The 6,252-nt window shown below is 63.5% G+C and carries 6 protein-coding genes and 1 pseudogene; 1 reads left to right on the top strand and 6 read right to left on the bottom strand.

The window, feature by feature from the left end; genetic code table 11:
* The first annotated feature begins 75 nt into the window (after window positions 1-75).
* A complete protein-coding gene (locus AB0I53_RS49000; RefSeq protein ID WP_358617959.1) occupies window positions 76-288 on the top strand; it encodes a P27 family phage terminase small subunit in 213 nt (70 codons plus the stop codon).
* Window positions 289-435: 147 nt separating this feature from the next.
* On the opposite strand, the gene AB0I53_RS48995 is transcribed toward AB0I53_RS49000, so the two are convergent.
* The 6 genes and pseudogenes from AB0I53_RS48995 to AB0I53_RS48970 all read right to left on the bottom strand — a co-directional run.
* Window positions 436-930 (bottom strand): hypothetical protein, encoded by a 495-nt coding sequence (locus AB0I53_RS48995; RefSeq protein WP_358617956.1) that lies wholly within the window; start codon window positions 928-930, stop codon window positions 436-438.
* 24 nt (window positions 931-954) lie between these two features.
* Window positions 955-2,229 (bottom strand): NucA/NucB deoxyribonuclease domain-containing protein, encoded by a 1,275-nt coding sequence (locus AB0I53_RS48990; protein ID WP_358617954.1) that lies wholly within the window; start codon window positions 2,227-2,229, stop codon window positions 955-957.
* 586 nt (window positions 2,230-2,815) lie between these two features.
* The gene (locus AB0I53_RS48985; protein WP_358617951.1) at window positions 2,816-3,661 is read right to left on the bottom strand and encodes a MarR family transcriptional regulator; all 846 of its coding nucleotides are present in this window, start codon (window positions 3,659-3,661) and stop codon (window positions 2,816-2,818) included.
* Window positions 3,662-3,755: 94 nt separating this feature from the next.
* Window positions 3,756-4,673: a M23 family metallopeptidase gene (locus AB0I53_RS48980; protein WP_358617948.1), complete on the bottom strand. Its 918-nt coding sequence runs from the start codon at window positions 4,671-4,673 to the stop codon at window positions 3,756-3,758.
* A gap of 39 nt (window positions 4,674-4,712) precedes the next feature.
* Window positions 4,713-5,738, bottom strand: a complete 1,026-nt coding sequence (locus AB0I53_RS48975) for a replication-relaxation family protein (protein ID WP_358617946.1) — start codon at window positions 5,736-5,738, stop codon at window positions 4,713-4,715.
* Between the two features lie 88 nt (window positions 5,739-5,826).
* Window positions 5,827-6,252, bottom strand: a pseudogene (locus AB0I53_RS48970) (type VI secretion protein); the annotation flags it as partial.

The raw sequence follows: 6,252 nt of genomic DNA, 5'->3' as shown, positions 1-6,252 counted from the left end.
CCAGCCCGCTGACCCCCCGGCAGCCCCGGCCGCGCTCTCCCGCCCCCAAAAACACCCCCCCTACCCAGCGGCCACCTGGCGCCCGGCGGCCTCTTCAGCTCCGCGCTGCAGGTACGGGGGCCGAACGGCTTCGTGAAGAACCCCGCGCTGACGGTTCAGCGGGACGCCGAGCCAGCGTTCGCGCAGTACGGCGCGAGATTCGGCCTCACCCCGTCCGACCGCACGCAGCTGAAGGTGGACGTCTCCGGTGCCGCCAAGGGACCAGGCGCCGAACGCGTGCTCTCCTGAGCAGCTTCCCGAGTGCGGGTTCACCCTCAACGGCGAAGTTATCCAGGCCCCGCGGATTCCGCCGCCTGCGCTGCAGCTTCGCCAACACCGGCTCGGAGAGCACGCAACCTCACTGATAGTTTCCGAGAAAGAGGGGGTAAATATTGCTCACCGCAAGAACTGAGCAAGTCTATCGGGCCCGTGTACGACAGTTGGATCCTGACGGGCCCAGGTGGGCCAGAGTTGCAAGAGATGGTGTTCGGCTGCGAAATCCATGGGAGCCGATGTTTCCGCTGCTCGCTTACGACCACGTACTGACAAACGCAGTCGGACCCAGCCTGGGGCAACATCGACGACCTGAGGTGGATCACTGCTGTAAATATCTTGGATTGTCAAGCGGCCCTCGGCGCAATCAAGGGACCATTCCGCGGCCATATCCCAGCCTTGGTCGATGTCTTCCGGGGCAGCGTCGTGTTTGCGGACGCGGAGTTCGATTGGGCCGAACTGGGTGCCGCACAAGATCGCGACCCAGTTGTCCTCGCCAACGAACAGTCCATCCTGGCTACCCGGCCATGCGTCATTCATCCCGGGCAGGGAGCGAATGTGGTACTGCCCGTCCATGGACCGGACGGACAGCACCACATCGCCGTGCTTGTCAGGCACTCGCGCTATCCCCTCTTTGAGCGTTCACCAAGCGGTTGAACCGTCTTCAAGGATAGCTTGAACGTAGAAGTCGTCAAGGTTATGGATCCGGTAGTAGTCATAGTATGCACTGGTGATGCCGCCTTGACTGCTGTTAGCGTTGAACGGTACAACACGAGTAGATCGGTCGTCGGATGACGCTCCGTTGCCCCCTTGATACGTGGAAGCCAAGGGATATTCGTCACACGATTCTCCCTCTCCCACCTCGACGCCGGCGCATGAAATGTTACGGTTGTTTTCGATGGCTGCAGCGTCGGTAAGCCTGTTCAGCGGGTGGCCACCGACTGCGCCACTTCCCCAGTGACTCGGAAGCGTTCGAATAGCGTCGAAGACGTGTTGCGCCACTTCTTTGAGGGCAGGATTGTCTCGAACGTCGTACGAGACGTAGGCAACTCCATATTGATCAACGCATCCCGCCCCGAATCTGTTGATCAGGTTGTCGCATCGACCGAAAAGCGTGTTCTCGGCATGGTCAATGAGAAGGACGGGGTTTCCTGGCGCGTTGACCTGGATGGCCGCGCCCAGGTGCCCGTAGAGATCGCGAACGGTATTGAAGGGCATTTCTGCGGCATACTGCGTGTACCACTTCGAAATGACTGGTCCGAATGCGAGATTCAGCGACTCACCTTCAGCGTTCGAGCCCCCAAGTTGCGAAGTAGTACATACTTTAGAGTTGTTGTAGCAGCCCGTCCACGCGATTCCGCTGGCGGTTTGGAGGGTCCCCCACGCTCGCGTGACTTGAATATCGGTGTCTAGATCCCAGCTCGGCGTCACCCCATTTCCGTCGGGAAATTCCACCGAGGATCGTATAACTACGTCCATTTCACCAACAAGAGTGACTTGACCATTGGAAGTTCGCGCATTAGTGATGGTCCACAAGTTAGCCGAACACGACGTAAACCGATTCGGGTTATAAAATCCTTGATCACATGCCGGGGCGACTGCATTTGCCTCCACATCGCCCAGGCCTTCATAGCCATCAATTGAAGTTAGCGATTCCTTCATATCAGGACTCGGCTTCCCAGGCAATGATCCGGCATGCTTGACCGCGACAGTGCACTGGTAGTCATCCTGAGTGCCGGATATGCGCGCACGCTCTACGCATTGCTGTTGCTGCTGCCCAGCCTCGAGATTCGAACTGTTCAAATACGCCGGAGAGACTGCTAGCGACATTGCCGGCGACGTAGCCGCCGCGGCCACTGGACCAGCGATCGATGAGAGAGCAAAAGTGGTGGCAAGTAGCGCCAACTGCCTTTTCATCAAAGACAAAACTCCCTTTTATGTGACTCGACGCATTGCCTCTCGTTGACGCAAAGTCGTCCGAGCAAAGGGAAATTTAAAACAGATTTACAAAACTATCCATACGCCAAAAGAGCGAAAGGAAGGTCACATAGAAGTGACGTAACAAAAACTATGGACTCTGCGAAACAGCTTAGAATGAGCCGTGTTTTTCGCTGGCTCCTGGAGCTGATTACCGCAGGCAGCTACTCAACAGGGCACCATCGGCAAGCCAGCATGCGACGGCTCAGTGCCACACGTCGGTCCCGCTACAGCCGCCAAAGCGGGCACCATGCCGCGCGGGGAGTTCAGGGGATGGACGGGCGACGTCGGGGGCTCCCACCGCTTGACCATCCGAGTACCCGACCGCTGGCGATCAGTCGGCGGGCACGTGGTGCCGGTGGAGGGCGCCGGCATAGTAGAAGGGGAGGCGGGCGCGGCGCCCCTCCGAGCCCCAAGCACCGCTGCAGCCCGTATAAACATGGCGCAGCGGCCGCGTTTGAACCCACTCGGGGCCGCAGGGTCTGACACCGTTCGGTACCAGACCCTGTTACTCGGTTTCATTGGGTTAGTTGGCGGCTTCATCACCACGGTGTGCCGCTGTGAAGCGCTTGGGCTTGTCCTGGGCTCGCAGCGCGTATCCGTCGGCGACGAGCTTCTCGAGTGCGTTGGTGATGGCTCCGGAGGAGCGGTGGAGCGCTTTACCGATGGTGTTGGGGCTGAATTCTTCGTCGGGGTGGTCGGAGAGGTAGTCCTCGACCATGCCGCGCAATTCGCCCTTGCTCAGCCGAGGGCCCTTGGTGACCGCGCCCGGAGTGTCAAGGTCTCCGCTTCGGCTCTGTGCGATGTCGGTAGATTCCGGGTTCTCCGCGCGAGCTTCCGCATTCCGCTCATTGTTCGTCGGCTCCTCCGCGTCCGTTGATTCAGCCGCGCCGTCATCGCATGCGGTGTCGGTTGTGCTGGGAAGGGGCGTGGTCTGGCCGGTGTGGGTGATGGTCCAGCGGTCGGCGCTGCGGCGTCCGCCGTCGGCGATGCCGGTGATGCGACTGACGCTTCCGTCCATGGCCCATGCGGCCAGGATCTTCCCGGCTGTGGATCGTCCCACTTTCGCAGATTCGGCGAGGTCGGCGGTAGTGGCGCCTGGGTTGGAGTGGAGCGCGGCCCAGACCTTGTCCTGGGATTCGGTGCGCGCGGGCGCTGAGGTGGCCTCGGTGGCCAGAACGGCTTTCAGGGGGCGCTGCTTGGCCGAGGTGCGGGCGTTGTTGTTCTTCCTGGGCATGACGGTTCTCTCCGATTTGAGATGGGTGGTAGTCATGCCCCCGGGGGCGGTGCAGCCCCCGGTGCGCTGCCGGTCGAGCGGGCTACACAGACATGGACGCTCCGTTGCCCCGGTTCTGTCAAGTTGGCTTCGCACCAGGATAAAAGTCTTATGTAGACATTCCTCCTATCGGGCAGGCGACCGCCGATCGCCGTCCCTGGGCCACGATGTTGATCCGGGCCGTCCGGTGTCATTGGTTGCATAGGGACGGCCCGCCGTTCCGCTGGAAGAATTCGACCGGATCGGTTGGCTTCCCGTGTTGTTCGATCTGGAAGTGAAGGTGTGGTCCGGTTGATTCGCCTCGGTTACCGACCTCGGCAATGAGTTGTCCTATCTGGACTTCTTGGCCTTGTTGGGCGTGATTGCGGTTGTTGTGGCCGTAGGTAGTGATCGTGCCGTCAGGGTGCTGGATGCGGATCCAGAGGCCGTAGCCGGTGGCAGGTCCGGAGTCGATGACGGTGCCATCGCTGGCGGCGAGGATCGGTGTGCCGAGTGGTGCGGCGATGTCCAGTCCGCGGTGGAAGTCCAGTCCGCGAGGTCCGAATCTTGAGGTGCACTGCCCGTGCACGGGAACGGCCCACTCCCCTGGCGGTGTTCCGGTGCAGGAGTATCCGGCGAGGGCGGTGAGGAGTTGGCGTGCTGCGGGTTCGTGGCGGGCGTAGGCGTTCGGGAATCCAGAGCGCTGGACGGCTTGTGCCGCGTCGTTGAGGCTTATCGCCGGCCAGTTCGGGATGGCGAGTAGGTGCCGGTAGAACTGGGTGGCGGCGTAGGTGGGGTTCAGGATGTGTGCTGGTGTTCCCCAGCCTTGGGAGGGGCGTTGTTGGAAGAGGCCGAGGCTGTCGCGGTCGCCGTGGTCGAGGTTGCGTAGCCGGGATTCCTGGATGGCGGTGACCAGCGCGATGATCAACCCGTGTTCGGGGACGTTGAGTTGTTTGCCGACCGTGATGATCGTGGTGGCGTTGGCGATCTGGTCAGGTGAGTAGCCGGGCACGGTAGGTGCCGTCGGCCTGGCGGGTGTGCAGCGCGTGTGCTGGCTGCCGAGGAACGTGGTGACGACACCGGCGGCAGCAGCGGCCATGAGCATGATGAGGACGACGAACCCGCCCATGGCGGCGAGAGCGGTCTTGGCGAGGACAGACAGGGTCGATCACCTCGCCGTCCTGCGAGGTTGTGGCGGTGGCATGGGTGCGGGCGGCGGCAGGAGGCCCGGCGGAGCCACGTCAGTTGCGGGGTTGTTCGCTGGGCTGGGGGCCGGGAGATTCCACAGGCGGGTGAGGTCGTGCAGTGCGTATCTGCCGTCGCTGCCGGCGACCGCGAGGGGGGCCCAGATGGTGTCGGCGGGGCTGGGATGGTCGTGGTCGGGGTTGAGGCGGTCGGCCGCGGCGGTGGCGACGGGTACTCGGTGGGGTTGGTCGAGGTCGTGCCAGGTGTGGTGGAGTTGTCGGCGGACGGTGACCTCGCGGCGGCTGGTGGGCAGCCATATCAGGACGGGGGTGGTGATGGCGGTGGCTGTGGCGAGGTGGGCGTAGCCGTGGAGTTTGCGGGCGACGCGTGCCACGGTTTCGGTGCTGAGGTCGAATTCGAGGAAGAACTCGGTGTCGCCGGTTGGGGTGTGCCAGCGGCCGTAGGCGTCGGGGCGGACGAGGTCGCCGAAGTGGCGGGCGCAGCGGACCTCCGACCACCACGCGCTCAGGATTTCGTCGGGGTGGTGGTGGGTGCGGGCGATGAGGGTGGTGAACCACTCGGTGATGCCGATGGTGTGGGCCAGGCGTTGGTGGTGGGCGATGCTCATGGTCCGGTCGCGGCGGTAGCCGAGGTCTTTGACGTCCAGGCCGTGTTCGCCGGCGAGGACGGCGGCGCCGGCGGGGCCGAGGATGTAGTGCATGGGTGCGGTGCCGAGCACGATCGCGGGCTGGAAGCGGTCGAGGACCGACCATTGGAACAGCTCGCGCAGGCGCTGGCGGCCGGAGCGGAAGGACGGGAACGCGCAGGCGGTGATCTGGGTGGCGGTGAGCACGCGGTGTTCGTGCAGCATCCGGATGATCCATTTGTCGCGGGGTGTCAGCCGCCAGGCCAGGGTCGCTTGGTGTTCAACGGAGTTCGCGACGCGCGGTGTTGAGCGTGCGGGTTTGAGGCCATGCAGCGCGCGCTGCCGAGTCGGGTTGGTGATCACGGGAATAGCACTCCAGACCAGAGGTCATGGACAGGTTGGTATCGCAGCGACGAGCACGGCGAGCCGTCTCCGGGAGCTCGTGTGGTGGCTAGGCGTTGCGACGCGGATCCGCGCTGCGGGACTGATGTCCGTCCACGTCCTGGGGCAGTGGGGTCGACCGGTGGTGGTTGTGCCGGGCGATGCGGCGGATCTCCCGGGCACGCCCGGGGATCGGGGGCGGGAGGGGCTGGGTGAGGAGGGTGAAGGGCTCGGCTTCGGCGCCGTGCAGGACCAGTCGCGCGGCGGCGTGGTAGACGTCCAGGTGAGCCAGGTCGTGGTCGGACAGCCGTGGTGTGGTGTGGCGGGAGAGTTCGCGGGCGTCTTCGGGGCTGGCGTTGAAGAAGATCTTGCTGCGGGCGTTGGTGGAGATTCCTTCCTTCAGCTCGCGTGGGAGTTGGCCAAGGTGCTGGTGGGCCAGGGTCATGGCGAGCCGGAATCCGCGGGCTTCGGCGAGCATGTCCTCCAGCGGGTAGGG

It is taken from the genome of Saccharopolyspora sp. NPDC050389, from assembly GCF_040655595.1.
GTDB lineage: Bacteria > Actinomycetota > Actinomycetes > Mycobacteriales > Pseudonocardiaceae > Saccharopolyspora.
Note: the sequence above shows the minus strand (reverse complement) of the source record. Positions and strands in the feature narration are given on the sequence as shown.